Origin of the sequence: Haloferula sargassicola (assembly GCF_040362925.1) — a bacterium.
GTDB classification, from domain to species: domain Bacteria; phylum Verrucomicrobiota; class Verrucomicrobiia; order Verrucomicrobiales; family Akkermansiaceae; genus Haloferula; species Haloferula sargassicola.
This window is the reverse complement of the sequence record NZ_BAABRI010000024.1, coordinates 1-18,160: the sequence shown is the minus strand read 5'-3', so window position 1 is coordinate 18,160 and position 18,160 is coordinate 1. Positions and strand designations below refer to the sequence as shown.

15 protein-coding genes and 1 tRNA gene are annotated in these 18,160 nt (G+C 65.0%); 10 read left to right on the top strand and 6 right to left on the bottom strand.

Translation table 11 applies throughout. The features are described from left to right. Position 1: 1 nt before the first annotated feature. On the bottom strand, positions 2-1,630 hold the full coding sequence (locus ABXH26_RS17670; RefSeq protein WP_353568426.1) for a putative Na+/H+ antiporter: 1,629 nt from the start codon (positions 1,628-1,630) through the stop codon (positions 2-4). A gap of 106 nt (positions 1,631-1,736) precedes the next feature. Here ABXH26_RS17670 and ABXH26_RS17665 point away from each other — a divergent pair, with 106 nt between their 5' ends. Beyond that, positions 1,737-2,657 (top strand): thioredoxin family protein, encoded by a 921-nt coding sequence (locus ABXH26_RS17665; RefSeq protein ID WP_353568425.1) that lies wholly within the window; start codon positions 1,737-1,739, stop codon positions 2,655-2,657. Here the strand turns inward: ABXH26_RS17665 and ABXH26_RS17660 are convergent, their stop codons facing one another. Beyond that, positions 2,658-3,977 carry a mechanosensitive ion channel family protein gene (locus ABXH26_RS17660; RefSeq protein ID WP_353568424.1) on the bottom strand — a complete coding sequence of 440 codons (1,320 nt, stop codon included), beginning with the start codon at positions 3,975-3,977 and terminating at the stop codon, positions 2,658-2,660. A 167-nt stretch (positions 3,978-4,144) separates the two neighbouring features. On the opposite strand from ABXH26_RS17660, the gene ABXH26_RS17655 reads away from it, so the two are divergent. After that, positions 4,145-4,220: transfer RNA gene (locus ABXH26_RS17655), tRNA-Ala, on the top strand. A gap of 119 nt (positions 4,221-4,339) precedes the next feature. After that, positions 4,340-6,163, top strand: coding sequence for a sulfurtransferase (locus ABXH26_RS17650; RefSeq protein WP_353568423.1), 1,824 nt, complete (start codon positions 4,340-4,342; stop codon positions 6,161-6,163). On the opposite strand, the gene ABXH26_RS17645 is transcribed toward ABXH26_RS17650, so the two are convergent. Together ABXH26_RS17645 and ABXH26_RS17640 are read right to left on the bottom strand one after the other, a co-directional pair. Beyond that, positions 6,156-7,298, bottom strand: coding sequence for an aminotransferase class I/II-fold pyridoxal phosphate-dependent enzyme (locus tag ABXH26_RS17645; protein WP_353568422.1), 1,143 nt, complete (start codon positions 7,296-7,298; stop codon positions 6,156-6,158). The two genes, ABXH26_RS17650 and ABXH26_RS17645, sit on opposite strands and share 8 nt — an antisense overlap. A gap of 2 nt (positions 7,299-7,300) precedes the next feature. Continuing rightward, positions 7,301-8,188 (bottom strand): D-alanyl-D-alanine carboxypeptidase family protein, encoded by an 888-nt coding sequence (locus ABXH26_RS17640; protein ID WP_353568421.1) that lies wholly within the window; start codon positions 8,186-8,188, stop codon positions 7,301-7,303. A 219-nt stretch (positions 8,189-8,407) separates the two neighbouring features. On the opposite strand from ABXH26_RS17640, the gene clpB reads away from it, so the two are divergent. From clpB to ABXH26_RS17625, 3 genes are all read left to right on the top strand, one after another. Then, a complete protein-coding gene (gene clpB, locus ABXH26_RS17635; protein WP_353568420.1) occupies positions 8,408-10,984 on the top strand; it encodes an ATP-dependent chaperone ClpB in 2,577 nt (858 codons plus the stop codon). 80 nt (positions 10,985-11,064) lie between these two features. After that, positions 11,065-11,919 (top strand): carboxylating nicotinate-nucleotide diphosphorylase, encoded by an 855-nt coding sequence (gene nadC / locus ABXH26_RS17630; RefSeq protein WP_353568419.1) that lies wholly within the window; start codon positions 11,065-11,067, stop codon positions 11,917-11,919. Then, a complete protein-coding gene (locus ABXH26_RS17625; RefSeq protein ID WP_353568418.1) occupies positions 11,916-12,635 on the top strand; it encodes a biotin--[acetyl-CoA-carboxylase] ligase in 720 nt (239 codons plus the stop codon). The genes nadC and ABXH26_RS17625 overlap by 4 nt, the downstream gene beginning before the upstream one ends. A gap of 745 nt (positions 12,636-13,380) precedes the next feature. Here the strand turns inward: ABXH26_RS17625 and ABXH26_RS17620 are convergent. Together ABXH26_RS17620 and ABXH26_RS17615 are read right to left on the bottom strand one after the other, a co-directional pair. Continuing rightward, positions 13,381-13,956, bottom strand: coding sequence for an ImmA/IrrE family metallo-endopeptidase (locus ABXH26_RS17620; RefSeq protein WP_353568417.1), 576 nt, complete (start codon positions 13,954-13,956; stop codon positions 13,381-13,383). Then, a complete protein-coding gene (locus tag ABXH26_RS17615; protein WP_353568416.1) occupies positions 13,896-14,618 on the bottom strand; it encodes a helix-turn-helix domain-containing protein in 723 nt (240 codons plus the stop codon). The genes ABXH26_RS17620 and ABXH26_RS17615 overlap by 61 nt, the downstream gene beginning before the upstream one ends. A gap of 208 nt (positions 14,619-14,826) precedes the next feature. On the opposite strand from ABXH26_RS17615, the gene ABXH26_RS17610 reads away from it, so the two are divergent. The 4 genes from ABXH26_RS17610 (at position 14,827) to ABXH26_RS17595 (ending at position 17,977) form a co-directional block, all read left to right on the top strand. Next, positions 14,827-15,651: a type I restriction-modification enzyme R subunit C-terminal domain-containing protein gene (locus tag ABXH26_RS17610; RefSeq protein ID WP_353568415.1), complete on the top strand. Its 825-nt coding sequence runs from the start codon at positions 14,827-14,829 to the stop codon at positions 15,649-15,651. 27 nt (positions 15,652-15,678) lie between these two features. Then, positions 15,679-16,104, top strand: a complete 426-nt coding sequence (locus ABXH26_RS17605) for a hypothetical protein (RefSeq protein ID WP_353568414.1) — start codon at positions 15,679-15,681, stop codon at positions 16,102-16,104. Beyond that, positions 16,101-16,547 (top strand): helix-turn-helix transcriptional regulator, encoded by a 447-nt coding sequence (locus ABXH26_RS17600; protein WP_353568413.1) that lies wholly within the window; start codon positions 16,101-16,103, stop codon positions 16,545-16,547. The genes ABXH26_RS17605 and ABXH26_RS17600 overlap by 4 nt, the downstream gene beginning before the upstream one ends. Before the next feature lie 143 nt (positions 16,548-16,690). Beyond that, positions 16,691-17,977, top strand: a complete 1,287-nt coding sequence (locus ABXH26_RS17595) for a restriction endonuclease subunit S (RefSeq protein WP_353568412.1) — start codon at positions 16,691-16,693, stop codon at positions 17,975-17,977. Positions 17,978-18,160 lie beyond the last annotated feature (183 nt).

Genomic DNA, 18,160 nt, shown 5'->3' with positions numbered 1-18,160 from the left:
CTCAGTGGGCGGGTTCGGGCGTCGCCGCATCGGGAGCGGCCTCGGCGTGTTCGACCGCCGGCGGTTGCTCGAACATCTTGTCGATGCCGCGGTCCGGGAAGAGCATGAAATAGGAGCCGACGATGAAAGTCGGGATGATCGCCGCGGCGGCCAGCTTGGCGGGCGAGACACCGTCGCCGAAGAAGCGCCCGAGCAGCGCCTGGCCGGCCGGGTTCGGGGCGTTGGCGATCACGGTGAGGCCGCCGCCGGTGACCGCGCCGGTCAGGACGGCGTATTTCATGTGGGCGGCGAGGCCCGGCACCTGGCTGGCGAGGAAGGTGATCGCGGCGTTGTCGTTGAACGAGGTCAACACCGTGGCGCCGATGAAGAGCGGCCACTCGGGCAGGCTGCTGAGGATGGGGGCCAGCCACCAGCCCTGCAGGCCGCCGTGGATCACCAGGCCGGAGAGGAAGAAGCCGACCAGGATCGGACCGCGCAGGTTCACTTCATCCTGATAGTGGGCGGTGGCCAGGCGGAAGGCCAGGAAGAACAGGAAGCCACCGATGAAGATCGAGGGGAAGTGCGCGAAGTAGACGGTCACCGCCATGAAAAACAGGTGGACGATGGTGACCCACAGCGGGATCGGCCGGTGCTTGCCGGCGAGGTCGCCTTTGCCATCGCCGTCGTGATCCACCAGGCTCGAGCCGAGCTGGGTGAGTTCCTTGCGGAAAAACAGGAAGTAGAGGATGGTCGACGACAGGATCCCGAGCACGGCCTTGTCGCCGAAATGGGTGATCATCTCCGTGGTGGTCAGGCCCCACTTTTCCGGCGAGGCGACCATCAACACCGGCGGGGCGGCGAAGTTGGTGAGCACGCCGCCGACGGAGATGTTCACGAAAAGCAGGCCCAGTGTGCCGTAGGCGAACCGGGGCGAGGGGCGCAGGCTGTAGAACTTTTTGGCCAGCAGCATGGCGGAGATGGTCATGGCGCCGGGCTCGGTGATGAAGGAGCCGAGCAGCGGGCCGATGATCAGGATGGAAAGCCACCACGCGGTGGGCGTTTCCTTGCCGATCTTGGCGAACAGGCGGAGGCAGTTTTCCGCGAAGCGGAGAACCGGCCGGGTCGAGGCCAGGGCCATGATCACCACCACGAACATCGGCTCGGTGAAGTTCACCGACGACATGTAGGATTCGACCGCATCGACGTTGTAAAAGGCCATCATGGCACCCACCAGGACGATGACCCAGATGCCGAAGATGGCCTCGATCTCGCCGAGGAAGTGGAGCACCGTGGCTTTGAAACTGACCATGTCCTGCGCGTAGGCGTGCTGGCCGGCGGCTTCCTTCTGGCGGCGGATTTCCGCGTCGTGATCGTGCTGGATCTTGTGCGCGAGTTTGGTGATGGGAACCGCGAAGAAGGTGTGAAGGATGGCGCAGATGAAGATGATGGTGGCGACCAACAAAAAGGGCTCCTCGTGGGCCCGGAAGCTGATCTTTTCCATGATCGAGGTCTTGCCGGCGGCTTCCTCGAGGGCGCTGAAGTTGTCCATCGCCACCTTGAAGGGCGGCGGCTCGGCCGAGTGCCCCGAGGCCGCAAAGGTCGGGAGCGAGAGGGAAACCAGGGAAATGAACAGGAGGAGCAGGTGCTTCATCGGGTTCGGGGAAACGATGGCGGCAGTCTGCCGACGGTCCGCGGGGGGGCAAGGCAAACCGACCGCGGATTGCCAAGTTCCGGGCCGTTGTCTATGGGGTGGGGCCATGAACGGATGGAGCTGGCTCATCATCGCCTGCGCCGCGGCGGGAATCTCCAGCTGTGGCACGGATTCCGCGGAAACGGCGACCCAACCGCAGGTGAACCCGTTTTCGCCGGAGGCCATCCCGGCCGCGCTCCGCGGGGGCGGGAAGCCGATCGGGGGCGGCTCGACCACGCTGCCGCAAGACCTGAAGGACGACGTGGGCGTGGTGCTCAATGCCGACGACCTCGTTTTCACCGATCCGGATGCCGAGGATCCCGAGGACATCTCGACGGAGCTGCGCGACCTGCTCAGCGCCGCGCCGACCGAGGGACCCTGGCGGAAAAGCCTCAGCAACACTTTCAAGGAGGCGCGGCAGACGGGCAAGCCGGTGCTGATCTGGTTCACCGACTCCCAGTTCAGCCCGAACTGCAAGATGCTCAGCGAGGAGCTCTTCTCGAAGAAGGAATTCGAGGAATGGGCGCAGGAGAACTTCGTGCGCCTGCAGGTCGACCAGCGGGTCGAGGGCAGCAAGCTCGACAATGACGCCGCTTCCAAGGCGGCCTTCGTGAAGGAGCTCAAGAAGCGCTACAAGGTGCTCGGCCACCCGACCTTGGTCGTGCTCACGCCCTCCGGCGAGGTGATCAGCAGCTATCGCGGCTACAGCCGGGGCGAAGCCAAGTTCAAGTGGGGCCAGTTGCGGCAGGCTTCGATCCTCGCCAGGGAATCCTACGCCAACTGGCGCGAGAAGATGGAAAAGAAGGGCTATCGCGACTGGTCGGACCCCCGCGGGCGACATCTTTTCGCCAAGCTGCTGTCCTATCGCAAGGGCACGCTGATCCTGGTGGAGCCGGATGGAAACCGCGCCCGCACCCGGGAAACCAGCCTGTCACAGAAGGATCGCGATTGGATCGCCGAGCAGAAACGGCTGCGCGGCATCCAGTGATCAGCCCTCCGGCGTGGGCGGCTTGGTCGTTTCCGCCGGCGGCGGGACTTCCTGGTAGACGTGCACGTCGCGCTGCGGGAAGGGGATCGAAATGCCGGCCTTGTCGAACTCGACCTTCACCCGCTTGGTGACGTCGGAGAGCACCGTGAGGTAGTCGCTGGTCTTCGACCACGGCCAGCAGATGAAGTTCACCGACGAGTCGGCCAGCTCGCGCAGCTTGATGTTCGGCTCCGGATCCTTGAGCACCAGCGGGTGCTCGCTGACCACGCGACGGATGATTTCCTCCGCCAGGTCCATGTCGTCGTCGTAGCCGATGCCGAAAGTCATGTCGACGCGGCGGGTGGTCATGCCGGTGATGTTGGTGATGACCTGCCCCCAGACCTGCTTGTTGGGCACGATGGTCTTGCGGTTGTCGAAGGTGAGGATGGTGGTGTTGACCAGGCTCACGCTGTCGACCTTTCCCAGCACGCCGGCGATTTCGACCGCGTCGCCGACATCGAACGGGCGGTTGAACATCAGCATCAGCCCGGCGGCCAGGTTGCTGAGGCTGTCCTGCAGGGCGAAACCCAAAATGAAGGCGCCGCCGCCGATCAGGGCCAGGGCGGCACCGACGTTCACGCCGATGGTGCCGAGCGCGACGATGAGGCCGACGATCAGGATCATCCGGCGGGTCCACGTCTGGATGAATTTTCGCAGCAGGCCGGTGAGGTGGGAACTTTTCTCCAGCGCGCGCTCGGTGAGCTTGGCGATGACTTTCGCCAGGATCCAGAACACCACCATGATGCCCACGAACTGGAGGATCGCGAACAGCCAGTGGATGCCGCCGTCCTCGGAAGTCAGCCACTCGCGGGTGTCATTGTAAAAAGACTGCACGTCTTTGGGGTCGGACTTGATCCCGGCGACGGCCGCCGCGTAGGCGCGGTCGGTCTTGGGATCGCCGCCCTTCACCTCGTAGGCATCGAGGGTCACGTTGAAGCGCTTCAGCAGAGCGTCCTTTTCCTTCCGCAGGGCGGAAAGGCGCGCTTGGATGCCCGGCTTGGTTTCCTCGCTGGCGCTGCGCAGGTCGATTTCCGCCTGGGCCACCTCGACCGCCTTGGCTTTCAGAATCTTCATCCAGGCGTCGATCTCAGCGCGGATCTCGTCCTGGGTCATCGGGTCGAGCTGCAGCGCCAGAATGTCGGGATCGATGCCCGGATCGGCAACCGTGGCCACCGTTTCCGCTGCGGGCGGGTTCGGTGCGGGCTGCTGCGCGGAAATCGTGGGAGCGAGGCAGAGCAACAGGGCGAGCGCGAGCTGGGAAAGGGCCGGAAAGCGGGGCATGGCACAGCCAACCTGCGTGCGAGGACCGATTCGTCAAGCGACGGACCCGAAAGCGCCGAGGGGGCGTCACTTTCAGTCGAAAAACTTCTTGCGCGCCCCCGGCGATTCTCCTACCAACCGCGCACCCCGCTCCGGCGGGTCCGATCCCAGTCCTTGAGGAGGAAAAAGGGGCATTAGCTCAGTTGGTAGAGCACCTGCATGGCATGCAGGGGGTCAGCGGTTCGAATCCGCTATGCTCCACCACTCCGCCGTTTGCGGGGTGAAAGGGAAAATCGATCTTCGAGCGCCCGCGTGGCGGAAAAAACCACCCCGTGTCTTTCCGTAACTTGGCAAAGGGAGGGGAATTGGCGAAACTCGTTCAGATGCGTCGGGTGACCAACATTTCCGCTTACCACTTCGGCCCCCTGCGCGAGCTGAAGGAACTGCGTGAGCATTTGCTGGAGTTTTGCCGCGAGCATGAGCTCAAGGGCACCATCCTGCTCGCTCCGGAGGGCATCAATCTCTTCGTCGCCGGCAGGCACCTCGCGATCGAGGAGCTGGTCTACGAGCTGCGCACGATCCCCGGTCTGGAGCACCTGCAACCGAAGTACAGCGAGAGCGACGAGCAGCCGTTCAACCGCATGCTCGTCCGGCTGAAAAAGGAGATCATCGCCTTCGGGGTCGATGACGTGGACCCCGTCCACAGCCCGGCTCCGCGCATCAAGCCGGAGGAACTCAAGGAGTGGCTCGATGCCGGCAAGCCGGTGGTCCTCTACGACACCCGCAACGACTACGAGATCAAGCTCGGCACCTTCAAGGGCGCCGTCGCGGCAGGCATCGACCGCTTCCGGGATTTCCCCGAGGCCGTCGATAGGCTCCCCGAGGAAATGAAGGACGCCCCTGTGGTGACCTTCTGCACCGGCGGCATCCGCTGCGAGAAGGCCGCGCCATTCATGCAGCAGGCGGGATTCAAAGAAGTCTACCAGCTCGATGGCGGCATCCTGAAATACTTCGAGATGGTCGGCAGCGATCACTTCGAGGGCGAGTGCTTCGTTTTCGACCACCGCGTGGGCCTCGATCCCGCCCTGCGCGAGTCGGGCTCCGTGGTTTGTTTCTCCTGCCAGACGCCGCTGACTGCCGCCGAGGCGGAGGATCCGCGCTACGTCGAGGGCGAGTCCTGCCCGTACTGCTACGTCAGCGACGAAGCCCGCCGCCAGGCCTGCATGATCGAGCGCCAGGCCGCGCTGGATGCCGTCGCTGATCCGCTGCCCGGCAGCCAGCCGTACGACAACCTCAAGCCGATCCGCATGCCCGGCCCGCAGGCGGGAAAAACGCTGCTCGACGCGCTCGACGATCTCTTCCCGCACTTCGGGCGCGAGGGCTGGAGCGAATTGATCGAGGCCGGACGCATCATTTCCCCCGAGGAATCACCGGCCACCGCCGATCGCGTGGTCAAGGAAGGCGAGCAGTACCTGCGGCTGCTTCCCGGCACCATCGAGCCGCCGGTGAACGCGAAGATCACCCTCATTCACGAGGACGAGGCCATGTGGGCGATCGACAAGCCTGCGCCGCTGCCCATGCATGCCAGCGGCCGCTTCAACCGCAACACGCTCGACTACCTGATGCGCCAGGCCTGGGAGCCGGAGGTTCCGCGCCCGGTGCACCGGCTCGATGCCAACACCACCGGGGTCGTCATCGGCGCGCGCACCCGCCATTTCGCCAAGCTCCTGCAGCCCCAGTTTTCCCGCGGGGAGGTGGAAAAGCGCTACCTCGCCCGCGTCCACGGCCATCCCGCCGGGGACCAGTTCGTCATCGAGTCCCGCATCGCCGCCGAGGCCTGCGAACTCGGCGCGCGGGAAATCGATGACGACGGACTCGCCTCGCGCACCGACGTGCAGGTGCTGGAGCGCTGCGACGACGGCACCGCGCTGCTGCTCATCGAGCCGCACACCGGCCGCACCAACCAGATCCGCATTCACCTGTGGGAAAAGGGCCACCCCATCGTGGGCGACCCCGTTTACCTGCCCGGCGGCGCCCGCGGCAGCAAGCAGACGCTCGATCCCTCCGATCCGCCGATGCAGCTCCACGCCTGGTGGATCCGCCTCAAGCATCCTCTCACCGGGGAAATGATGCGCTTCACCGTCCCGCTCCCGGCCTGGGCGCCGAAGGACGTGGTGATCGGCGAACTCGCTGGGTCGGTCAGCTGATTTCCTGCTCGACCGATAGGTGCCCCGCCAGCGCCTGGATGGCCGCCGGTGGATGCACCGCGGACAGCGAAATCCGCAGCCTCGCGGTGCCGCGGGGGACGGTGGGGAAACGGATCGCGGGAACCAGGAAACCCTGCGCTTCCAACCGTGCCGAAGCGGCGAGGGCGGCTTCGTTTTCCCCGATGATGTGCGGGAGGATCGGGGTGCGTCCGTCCGGTGAGAGAAGTTCGATGTTTTCCCGCAAGCGTTGCCGGAGCGAACGGCCCTCGGCGGAGCGGATCAGCTCGATCGCGGCCACGGCCGCGTGGGCGAGCGCCGGCGGCGGGGCCGTGGAGAAGATAAACGAGCGGGCGCGGTTGACGAGCAGGTCGCGCCAAACCGGAGGGCAGGCGACATAGGCCCCGGCCAGGCCGGCGGCTTTTCCCAGCGTGCCCATGTGGAAATCGACGCGCTCCTGCTCGCCGAGCTCCTCGGCCAGGCCCATTCCGGTCGATCCGAGCACGCCGAGCCCGTGGGCTTCGTCGAGCAGCAGGTGGGCGCCGAACTCGTCCTTGAGGTCGAGGATTTCGCGCAGCGGACACAGGTCGCCATCCATGGAAAAGACGGACTCGGTGACGATGAGGATCCGCCCCGTGGCGTCCTTCCCGCGGATCGTTTCGAGCAGGCGGCGGAGCTTGCCGATGTCGTTGTGGGGAAACACGCGGAGGCTCGCGCCGGAGAGCCGGGCGCCATCGATCAGGCAGGCGTGGGCGAGCTTGTCGAGGATCACGTGGTCGTCTCTTCCCACCAGGGCGGGGATGATCCCGGTGGCGGCGGCGAAGCCGGAGCTGAAGCTGAGGGCGGCGCCGGTGCCCTTGGCAGCGGCCAGCGTTTCCTCCAGCGCCGTGTGCGGAGGGAGGCTGCCGGTGATCAGGCGCGAGGCGGCGGCCCCGTGGCCCCAGCGGTCGAGCCCTTCATGAAAGGCGGCCCGCAGCGTCGGGTGCGCGGCGAGGCCGAGGTAGTCGTTGGAGGCGAAGTTCCACAGCTCGCGGCCGTCGCGCACGATGCGCACGCCGGTGGCCCCCTCGAGCGGACGCAGGGAGCGCAGCAGGCCCGCCTGCCGGAGGTCGGCGAGTTCCTGCGCGGGATCGGCCATGGTCACAGGCGGGGCGATTCGAGCGCCCAGCGGAGAAGCCTTTCGGAGTCGTCCCAGATGTGCGGGGTGTTGCTTTTCAACACCACCACGATGGCGGCCCGCCCGTTGTATTCGCCGGTGCAGACCAGGCAGCGGCCGGCGGCGTTGGTGGTGCCGGTCTTCATGCCATTGCAGTAGGACACGCGCTTGAGGACCTTGTTGGTGTTCTCCAGCATCTTGGTGCGGCCGCTCGCATACTGGAACTGGTATTTTTGGGTGTTCACCCACGACCGGATCGAGCCGCTGCGGTAGGCGTGGCGGGCGGCGATCGAGATGTCGCGGGCCGTGGAATACTGGCCCTCGGCGGGGAGGCCGTTGGGATTGATGAAATGGGAGTGCTGCATGCCGAGCGAGGCGGCCTTGCGGTTCATCATCATGGCGAAGCCCTCCTGCGAGCCGCCGATGTCGCGGGCCAGCGCGCGGGCGATGTCATTGCCGCTCTTCACCAGCAGCGCCTTCAGCAGATAGCCGCGGGTGTAGGTCTCACCGGGGCGGAGGTAGAGCTTGGTGGGCTCGCAGCGGGTGTCATCGACCGTGATGGTCACCGGATCACTCAGCGGTCCTTCATCGAGCGCCACCAGCGCGGTGACAATCTTCTGGGTCGAGGCCACCGGGCGGGGCATGTCGGCGTTTTTCGCGTAGAGAACCTTGCCGGTGCGGGCATCGACCACGATCGCGCTCTCGCCGTAGATTTTGGGCGGCGCGATGTTCGGGATGGCCACGGTTTCCTGCGGCGCAGGGGCGACCGGTCCGCGCGGCGGCGGCGGCGCGGGCTCACCGCCACCACAGGCGCTGAGGGCGACGGAGGCGAAAAACGGAAGGAGAAATCGGATCGGGCGTTCCCTGAGCATCGCGGCGGATGAAAACGCCAGTCGGCCAGCGTGGAAAGGCGATAATCAGGGCAGGCACCGCGCGGTCGGGAAAATGCACCGTTTCGAACCTAGCATGCAAAGTGCACAAATAATTTGAATAAGATCGTTGCTATGACATCGAAGGATCAGCAAATCGCAAGACGCGGATGGCGCGTCGCCGCGAGAGGGTTTTAACTTCACACCAATCACTCCAAATCCATGGGACTCGATAAAATCACCACCAAGCTGCAGGAAGCGCTGCAGGCGGCCCAGCGGCTGGCCTCGAAGTCCGCTCATCCCGAGCTGAAGAGCAATCACGTGCTGTTGGCCCTGCTCCAGCAGGAGGGCGGCATCGTGGTGCCGCTGCTTCAGAATGCGGGCGCGGATGTCACCCGGCTGAAGGCCTCGGTGATCGCCGCGCTCGACAAGGAACCGAAGGTCCAGGGCGCCAGCGCCCAGCCGCAGCTGAGCTACGAGCTGCGCCAGACGCTCGATGCGGCCGACGAGGTCCGCGAGGGCATGGGCGACGAGTTTCTCTCGGTCGAACACTTCGTCCTCGGCGCGATGAAGTCCGGTGCGGCGGCCGGCAAGCTGATGCAGGACGCGGGGCTCGATGAAAAGAAGACCCGCGAGGCCCTGGAAGGCATCCGCGGCGCGCAGAAGGTCACGGACGAGAATCCGGAGGGGAAATACCAAACGCTGGAAAAATACGGGACCGACCTCACCGCCCGCGCGCGGGAGGGAAAAATCGACCCGGTGATCGGCCGCGATACCGAGATCCGGCGCGTGCTGCAGGTGCTGTCGCGGCGGACCAAGAACAACCCCGTGCTGATTGGTGAGCCCGGCGTGGGCAAGACGGCCATCGTCGAAGGCCTCGCCCGGCGGATCATTTCCGGCGACGTGCCGGACTCGATGAAGAACAAGCGCATCATCGCCATGGACATCGGCGCGATGCTCGCCGGCGCGAAGTACCGCGGCGAGTTCGAGGACCGCTTGAAGGCGTTCTTGAAAGAGGTGACCTCGTCGGAAGGGGAGATCGTCCTCTTCATCGACGAGCTGCACACCATCGTCGGCGCCGGCGCCAGCGAGGGCGCGGTGGATGCCTCGAACCTGCTCAAGCCGCAGCTCGCCCGCGGCGAGCTGCGGACCATCGGCGCGACCACGCTCGACGAGTATCGCAAGCACATCGAGAAGGACGCCGCGCTGGAGCGGCGCTTCCAGCCGGTGATGGTCGGCGAGCCCTCGGTCGAGGACACCATCGCGATCCTGCGCGGACTCAAGGAGCGCTACGAAGTCCACCACGGCGTGCGCATCCAGGACGGCGCGCTGGTGGCGGCGGCGATGTTGTCCGATCGCTACATCTCCGATCGTTTCCTGCCCGACAAGGCCGTCGACCTGGTCGATGAGGCCGCGTCGCGCTTGAAGATCGAGCTCGATTCGATGCCGACCGAGATCGACCAGCTCGAGCGCCAGATCATGCAGCTCGAGATGGAAAAGAAGGCGCTGGAAAAGGAGACCGACAAGGCCTCCGAAGCGCGCCTCGAACGGGTCGTCGAAGAGCAGGCGAACCTGCGCGAGCAATCGGCCGGCCTGATGGCCCGCTGGCGCAATGAGAAGGAAGTCATCGAGCGCGTGCGCGAGCAGCAGGCGAAGATCGACTCGCTCAAGACCGAGGCCGAGCAGGCCCAGCGGCTGGGCGACCTGACCCGCGCGTCCGAGCTGACCTATGGCGCGCTGCCCGAGGCCCAGCGCGGGCTCGATGCCGCCGAGGCCGAACTGCAGCAGATGCAGAAAGGCGGCGCGATCCTCACCGAGGAGGTCACGGAGGAGGACATCGCCGGCGTCGTTTCCTCGTGGACCGGCATCCCGGTCTCGCGGCTGCAGGAGGGCGAGAAGGAAAAGCTCGTCCACATGGAGGCGAGGCTCGGCGACCGGGTGATCGGGCAAAAGTCGGCCATCCGCGCCGTGTCGAACGCCGTCCGGCGGGCCCGCGCCGGTCTCCAGGACGAAAACCGGCCGATCGGCTCCTTCCTTTTCCTCGGGCCCACGGGTGTCGGGAAAACCGAGCTGTCGAAGGCGCTGGCGGAGTTCCTCTTCGATGACGAGGGCGCGATGGTCCGCATCGACATGTCCGAGTACATGGAAAAGCACAGCGTGGCCCGGCTGATCGGCGCGCCTCCCGGCTACATCGGCTACGACGAGGGCGGCCAGCTTTCCGAACATGTACGACGCAAGCCGTACTCGGTGGTGCTCTTCGACGAGATCGAGAAGGCGCACCCGGATGTCTTCAACGTGCTGCTCCAGGTGCTGGACGACGGCCGCATCACCGATGGTCAGGGGCGTACGGTCGACTTCCGCAACACGGTGCTGATCATGACCTCGAACATCGGCTCGCAGTTCATCCTCAATGAGGAGAACGCCGAGCAGCGCGAAGCCAAGGTCATGGAGGCCCTGCGCGGGCACTTCCGGCCGGAATTCCTGAACCGGGTGGACGAGACGATCATCTTCGACCGCCTGCAGCGCGACGAACTGACGATCATCGTCGACCTGCAGCTCGAGCGCGTCCGCCAGCGGCTCGCCAAGCAGGGCCTCGGCCTGGCGCTCAGCGGGCAGGCCAAGGAGTTCCTCGGCAACCAGGGCTATGACCCGGTCTACGGCGCGCGACCGCTCAAGCGGGCGATCCAGCGCCACCTGCTCGACGAGCTGTCGCTCGAAATCCTCGACGGCAAGTTCGTCGAGGGCGACGTGATCCGCGGCGATGTCCGCGACGGGCGGATCGTGTTTGAAAAGGCCTGAATCGATGGGCCCGGCTGCGCGACGGCCGGGCCCTCTGCTTCGTGATTGGCAAGCGGAGGCGAGCGGTTAGTTTCCCCGCCGTGAACGAAGACGCCCTGCGGTTGATCGAGGCCGCCCTCGCCGAAGACATTGGCGAAGGCGATGTGACCTCCACCTATTTCGTGCCCGAGGGCCGGCAGGTGCGTGGGTTCATCATCGCCCGCGAGGACGGAGTGCTGGCGGGCGTGGAGCTGGCCATGGAGGTGTTCCGCCAGGTCGATGAGGCCACCGACGTCCGCCCGATGCTCGGCGACGGAGCCCGCGTCACCCAAGGTGCGCACGTGCTCGAGGTCCAGGGCCCGGCGCGCTCGGTGCTGACCGCCGAGCGGACCGCGCTGAATTTCCTCCAACGACTCTCCGGCGTGGCGACGGCAACGGCCCGCTACGTCAAGGCGGTCGATGGCACCCGGACCCGCATCCTCGATACCCGCAAGACCACGCCCGGCTGGCGGCTGCTGGAAAAAGCGGCCGTCGTTTCCGGCGGGGGAACCAACCATCGCATGGGGCTCTACGACCGGGTGATGGTGAAGGACAATCACCTCGTGGCCGAACACGATCTCGACTCGCTGCAAGCGGCGATCCGCAAGGTGAAGGCCGAGAAGCCGGGCGTGGAGGTCGAGCTGGAGGCCGATCGTCTGGAGCAGGTGGAAGGCTTCCTCTCGCTCGAAGGAGTCGATCACATCCTGCTCGACAACATGACCCGCGCCGAGCTGCTGAAGGCGGTCGAGCTACGGGGCGACCGGTCGTTTCCCAAGCTGGAAGCCAGCGGTGGCGTGAATCTGGAAACGGTGGCGGCCATCGCGGAAACCGGCGTGGATTTCATCTCGGTCGGCGCGATCACCCACTCGGTGAAGGCGCTCGACCTCGGGCTCGACTTCGTGCCGCTCAGCGAATGAGCGACTGGCGCGCGCCGGAGGGCTGGCGGATCGAGGTGGTCGATGAGATCGATTCGACCAACGAGGAGTGGAAGCGGCGTCAACCGGGGCACGGCCGCGTGCTGGTGGCGTTGAAGCAGTCGGCGGGTCGGGGGCGGCGGGGAAACGTGTGGCTCAGCGAGCCGGGGGTGGGGTTGACCTTTTCCGTGGCGCTGCGTCCGTCGGAGCCGAAAGGCATGTGGCCGCGGCTGGCGTTGGCGACCGGTTTGGCGGTGGCGGAGGCTCTCGGGAAACTCGGGATCGAAGCCGAGGTGAAGTGGCCGAACGATGTACTGTTAGGCGGGAAAAAGGTTTGCGGTGTCCTGGTCGAGGCGGTGGGCGAGGTCGCGGTGATCGGGATCGGGCTGAATGTGAATGCGGTGGACCTGCCGGAGGGCCTGGAGGCGACCTCGCTGAGGATCGTGGCGGGGAGGGAGTTCGAGGTGACGGAGGTGCTCGGCCTGATCTTGGATCGCCTGAAAAGCCGGACCGGCCAGATCGGTGCGGACTTTCCCGAGCTGGTCGCGCGCCTGAGGGAGCGGTGTTTTCTCAGCGGAAAACGCGTGCGGCTGAAGTCGCCATCCGGACCGACGGAGGGCGTGGTGCAAGGAATCGGTGATGGCGGGGAGCTGTTGCTGCAAACCGCGGAAGGTCTGCAGCGGCTTCTGCAGGCGGACGAGGTGCGGGCCGTGGAGTGAAGCATGGGTTCGCGCCGGCTGAAGCCAGCGCTCCGATGCTCGGGTTCAGGTTTCGTCCATTCCGATCCTTTCGTCGTTTCCAACCTCTTTCCCGAAGCCCATCCACCGATTCGCGTCCATTCGCGGTTCCCATCGTGACCGTCACGAAGAACTCCGACAGCTCCGACATGCCCTGATTCTTCACCAGGACGGCGGCGCTGACGGCTTTCTTCGCTTCCTCCAGCGCATCGACCTTCGCCTTGAAGGCGGCGATCGCGGCGTCGAGGTCGCCCAGGGACTTGCCGCTGAAGCTGGCTTCGGCAGCAAGGGCATTCCAGGCGTTGCGGATGTCGTCTGCTTTCTTCCCAACCGGACGACTGCGGTTGCTTGTGTTGTTAGTGTTCATGTCAATGAACGGTTTGGTCTGAGCCAAGACTCCGCCTCGACGGCCCGGCCTGCACCCACAGGCGGACCAAGGTTGGAGTCCGGTTTTTCCTCTCCGAAACGGCCGCCTGCGCGGAGGCCACCGCTTGGGATGGGGAAATCGTGGAACCGCGAATCGACGCGAATGATCGCGAATGTCGGGGGTGGTGAAGATCTTGGATCGTGGATGGGAGATGGTAGATCGTGGATGGAGCCCGGCGGCGGCAGGGACGGTCGCCGGCCTGTGACTTCCAAAGTCTCGGAAACCCATCGTCCTCCATTTTCGTCCATCTGCGGTTCATTCTCCATTCGCGTCGATTCGCGTGCATTCGCGGCCTGGTGTTCATTTCGGCCAGTCGGTTTCATCGATCCCCAGGCTTTCCCTGAGGCGGTTGTGACCCACCAGGGTCCGGTGCAGGCGGTAGTCGTTCGCCTGCCGACGCAGCCGCCCGGCCAGCACGCTCACCCCGATTTTCTCGTCCTTCGCCACGCGGCGCAGCTCGTTGGCGAAACGGAGGCCTCGAACCCGTGCCCACACCTCCGGCGGGATCAGGGTATCCAGCGCGAAGGCGTCCGCCTCCTGCTCGACCTGACCCAGCCGCTGCGAATCGAGGTCGGTGTCGTAGATCGCCGGGCGATCGCCATCCAGGTGCTTCAGCACATGACCCAGCTCGTGGAAGAGCACGAACCGGAAATTGTCCCAGCGGTTGTGACGCAGGGTGAGCGCGATCACCGGTCGACGGTTCGGCATCAGCAAGGCCGCGCCGTCGAGGTGGGTGTGGTCGAGCCGCGGCAGGATCACGATCGCGATGCCCTTGGAGCGCAGCGCGTCGATCGCCCGCGGCGGGCCGTTCTCGTTCAGGCAGCCGAGCCCGACCAGCCAGCGCAGGAAGGGTTCGTCACCGCCTGTGGATTCCACGGTAGCAGGGTCGGCTCCATCTCCCCGGCCACCACGCGCACACGCTGCCCCCAGGCCTCGACGGCGTAGGGGCAGACGATCGATTTGGCGCCGGCCATCTGGCGCATCAGCACCGGCTCTGGCGTGGCAACACCACGGAAGAAGCCGGCGAGCAGTTCCTCGCCGCGCTTCGACCACTCCCGCCAGGTGCCGGTGGCCTTCGGGAAATACCCGTGTTTGAACATCTGCTTCACCGGATAGCGGGAAAGGTCCCGCTCCGGGGCCCGACCCGGAGCCGATGACTGCGGATCGGGCGTGGAGTTCGGGCCGGGACCGAGCAGGCTATCGGCGGGGATGTGCCATTCATCGCGCAGGCGACGGATCATCTCCGGCGTGAGCTGGCGGGTTCCGTTCAGGATCTCGGCCACGCGGCTCGGCGAACCGAGCACCTTGCCGAGGTCCTTTTTCTTGTAGTTCATCTCCGCCATCCGTTCCCGGATGGCTTCGATGGGGGTGGGCGGGAGGACGCGGTGGTGATCGTTCTCATATTTCTCGATGAGGACGGCCAGCACCTCGCAAGCCTCCCTTTCCGGCTCGCTGAGCGAGTCGTAGCGCTCGAGGTACTCCACCCGGCGTGCCAATGCCTGGGCGTGTTCCTCGGGGCTGCGGATGACTTTGAGCATGGGATGGGTCGTGTTCAGTTGGTGGTTTCGGAGACGCGGACAGCAGAGCAGCGAGGGCGCGCGGAAGGACGGAGCACCGGCGGCGCGATGGCGGACGGGGTGGGGGCGAACTCGAAGAGCGTGACCGATCCGGGTACGGCTTCGTCGACTTTCCGAAAACGCGCGCCAGAGCGAACTCGGCCCGCTCGAAAGACAACTCGGCCGCTCCTTGGGCGAGTGGTCCGACCAGATCGCCGGCCTCGGCCGCGGTGAGACGCCCGAGGCTCCTTCGCCCCGGCCTGCGGAAATCCTAGCCCCGCTCGCGATCGAGTCCCTGCGGGAGAAAATCCTCGCGCTGCGTGGCTACTCGCCGGTCCTCATCGACATCCTCTCCCAGGACGAAGCCGAAGCACCCGTAGCCCTTTCGCCCCGGCGCACCATCGATTCCTTCGAGGCCTTTCTTGAGGAAAACCGCGATCGCCTGCTGGCCTTGCAGATCCTCTACCACCAGAGCCCCGGCCCCGGAGCCCTGACCTACGAAGTTATCCGCGAGCTGCGCGATGCCCTGGCCCAGCCGCCCTACCATCTTGCTCCCGAAGCGGTCTGGCAGGCCTACGCCGCCCTTGAAAAAACCACACCCGCCACGCCGCCGGCCAAGGTTCTCACCAACCTCATCACCCTCGTCCGCCACACCGTCGATCCCGAGCACCAACCGCTCGCGCCCTTCCCCGAACTTGTGAATGAGCGCTTCGACACATGGCTTGCCCAACAGCAGCATTCGGCATCCGGCGGAGCCGCCGACTCCTCCCTGAAAACTGAAAACTTGAAACTGAAAACTCCCCGCTTCACCGAAAGCCAGGTCGCCTGGCTGAAGGTGATTCGGGATACCGTCGCCCTCAACGGCGCCTTTCCCACCGACGAACAGGAGGACTACCTCGAAGCCTGGCAGAACGTCGATTCCAAGGAAGGCGTCCCGCTCGCCGTCGCCCGCAAGGCATTCGGAGCCGATCCCAAACCCATCATCGAGGAATTGAACACCGTCCTCGTCGCCTGAACGCCGTCTTCCCGATTTCACATAAAAGTGAAAAAGCCCGTTGAAATCGTCCTCCGAACCGTCCATCTTGGTGCTGCCCGCCGGGTCGTCACCTTGGGCATCGATGGCAGGGACCTCGCGCGGCACTTCCTCCTCGACCTGCTCCAGCACGACCGGAACCAGTTCGAGTTCGTCCGCAAGCGCATCCAGAGCATCAGCAACTACGACCGATACGAAAACCAGCTCACCTTCCGCCACCTCGGCGACGGCGTCTTCGAATTCAAGCGCCCCGGCATCCGCCTCTATGCCTTCTACGACGGGATCGGTGATCAACAGCAACTCATCCTCTGCACCAACGGTGGCCTGAAGGGCAAAGCCCAATCCCGCAACATCCAACTCGCCCGCCGTCTCAAGGGGGAATACTTCCGTGCCAAAGCCCTGCCCGACACCATCCTGCGATTGATTGAGCCATGAAAATCATCATCACCAAGGGCGATCCCGAGGATCCGCTGGTCAAAGCCTTCTCGGAGCCGGCCTCCCTGGAGGCCGAGATCGAGTTCTGCAAGCTCGAAGCCGTCGAGGAACTTCTCCAGTTCATGAAACGGGAGGGCATCAACCGCAGCGAACTCGCCGAGCGGATGGGCGTGCCGCCGTCCCGCATCACCAAGCTGCTCAACGGCTCCGAAAACCTCACCATCGCCACCCTCGTCCGCGCCGGCCGCTCCGTCGGCGCCGAGTTGAAGATCCGCTTCCAATCCGCTGCCAAAGGCTCCGCTTCCAAATCCAAGGCCGAGACGAAGCCTGCCAGCAAAGTCGCCGAGGACCCTACGCCCTATCGAGCGAAAAAAGCCACCAAAGCCACCGGGACGAAGGGGAACCGCCAAGACGCCAAGGAGGAGGGAAGGAAACAGAAGTGATGCCGCGGACCCAGTCAGCCACCAGAGCCCCGAAGGCCTCTCCAGCCCCAAAGGGGCGAAAGATACCAGCCCGGGGCAACGCCCCGGGTCTCGCATCCCCCACGAATCCGAGCCCTGAAGGGGCGGCACACCGCTGGCCTGTCGTGCCCCTCGGTGAGATCGCCGATGTGAAAGGAGGCATCACATTGAACAAAGCGCGGGAGGTCGAAGACCCTATCGAGGTACCCCACCTGCGCGTCGCGAACGTTCAGCGTGGCCACCTTGACCTGTCCGAAATCAAGCGAGTCGTGATCGAGAGGAGCCGGCGGGATGACTACATGCTCCAACCCGGGGACATTCTCTTCAACGAGGGCGGCGACAGGGACAAGCTCGGTAGGGGATGGGTGTGGAATGGCGAGATTCCCGGATGCTGCCACCAGAACCACGTTTTCCGTGCCCGCCCGGATACCGATCGAGTCGACAGCAAGTTCGTCTCCTATTGGGCCAATGAATTCGGCCGTGCCTATTTCGAACGCGAAGGCAAGCAGACCACGAATCTTGCATCGATCAATCGCGCCAAGCTCTGCGCGCTCCCAGTCCCGCTCCCACCCCTCCCCGAACAACGCCGCATCGTGGCGCGGATTGAGGAACTCTTTTCGCGGCTCGACTCCGGCGTTGCCGCCTTGCGCCACGCCAAAGCCCAACTCCAACGCTACCGCCAATCCGTCCTCGCCGCCGCCGTCACCGGCCAACTCACCCAAGCCTGGCGCGAACAACACCCCGACACTGCGCCTCAAGCTGAGCAATTCGATCTGTTCGGCACGCCCCTTCCGGAAGGTTGGGCGTGCCCCAAATTCATTGAAGTGATTTCCGAAGGCCCCCGTAACGGATTCAGCCCCCAGTGCGGAAGCTCCGGAAACGGTTCGAATGTCCTAAAGCTCAGTGCGACTTCATCCTGTCGGATGTTGCTCAACGACAACACGGTCAAGATTTCAATCGAACCGGTAGACCCCGACTCTCACGCATGGCTGCAACCCAATGACGTCCTCATTCAGCGGGCGAATTCCCTCGAACTGCTTGGTTCGACCGCCATCTACGAAGGGCCTGAGAACCGCTATGTTTACCCCGACTTGATGATGCGTATCCGCGTAGCTGAGCCGGCAACTAGAAAGCTCCTTGCGATCTACCTCAATAGTCTGCCTGCTCGGAATTATTTCCAGCGGAACGCAACCGGAGTGGCGGGCAACATGCCGAAGATCAACGGAGCCACGCTGAAGGCGCTTCCCGTTCCTTTCCCGCCCCTTGCCGAACAGCACCAGATCGTCGCCGAAGTCGAAGCCCGCACCACCGCCATCGACCACCTCGAAGCCGAACTCGACCGCCAAATCACTCGATCCAACCGCCTCCGGCAATCCGTTCTTGCTGCCGGGTTTTCAGGTAGGCTTTGTTAAGGTGTAAGCCATGCCCGAATCGTCACCACTCAAGCTGATGGTCTGCTCAACCGTCTGTAAGCCCCCGAGCGACCGCCGTTGGATTGGGGTGGACGCTGAGGGTCGGATGGATCAGGCGACGCGCTTGAGGTCGCGGGCGGCGGGATGCTTGGCGCGGTTTTCGGCAGCCCAGACTTCCGGCAA

Coding starts and splice junctions, on each gene's coding strand:
- ABXH26_RS17670 (WP_353568426.1), bottom strand. CDS start 1,630: ATGAAGCACCTGCTCCTCCTGTTCATTTCCCTGGTTTCCCTCTCGCTC.
- ABXH26_RS17665 (WP_353568425.1), top strand. CDS start 1,737: ATGAACGGATGGAGCTGGCTCATCATCGCCTGCGCCGCGGCGGGAATC.
- ABXH26_RS17660 (WP_353568424.1), bottom strand. CDS start 3,977: ATGCCCCGCTTTCCGGCCCTTTCCCAGCTCGCGCTCGCCCTGTTGCTC.
- ABXH26_RS17650 (WP_353568423.1), top strand. CDS start 4,340: ATGCGTCGGGTGACCAACATTTCCGCTTACCACTTCGGCCCCCTGCGC.
- ABXH26_RS17645 (WP_353568422.1), bottom strand. CDS start 7,298: ATGGCCGATCCCGCGCAGGAACTCGCCGACCTCCGGCAGGCGGGCCTG.
- ABXH26_RS17640 (WP_353568421.1), bottom strand. CDS start 8,188: ATGCTCAGGGAACGCCCGATCCGATTTCTCCTTCCGTTTTTCGCCTCC.
- clpB (WP_353568420.1), top strand. CDS start 8,408: ATGGGACTCGATAAAATCACCACCAAGCTGCAGGAAGCGCTGCAGGCG.
- ABXH26_RS17625 (WP_353568418.1), top strand. CDS start 11,916: ATGAGCGACTGGCGCGCGCCGGAGGGCTGGCGGATCGAGGTGGTCGAT.
- ABXH26_RS17615 (WP_353568416.1), bottom strand. CDS start 14,618: ATGCTCAAAGTCATCCGCAGCCCCGAGGAACACGCCCAGGCATTGGCA.
- ABXH26_RS17600 (WP_353568413.1), top strand. CDS start 16,101: ATGAAAATCATCATCACCAAGGGCGATCCCGAGGATCCGCTGGTCAAA.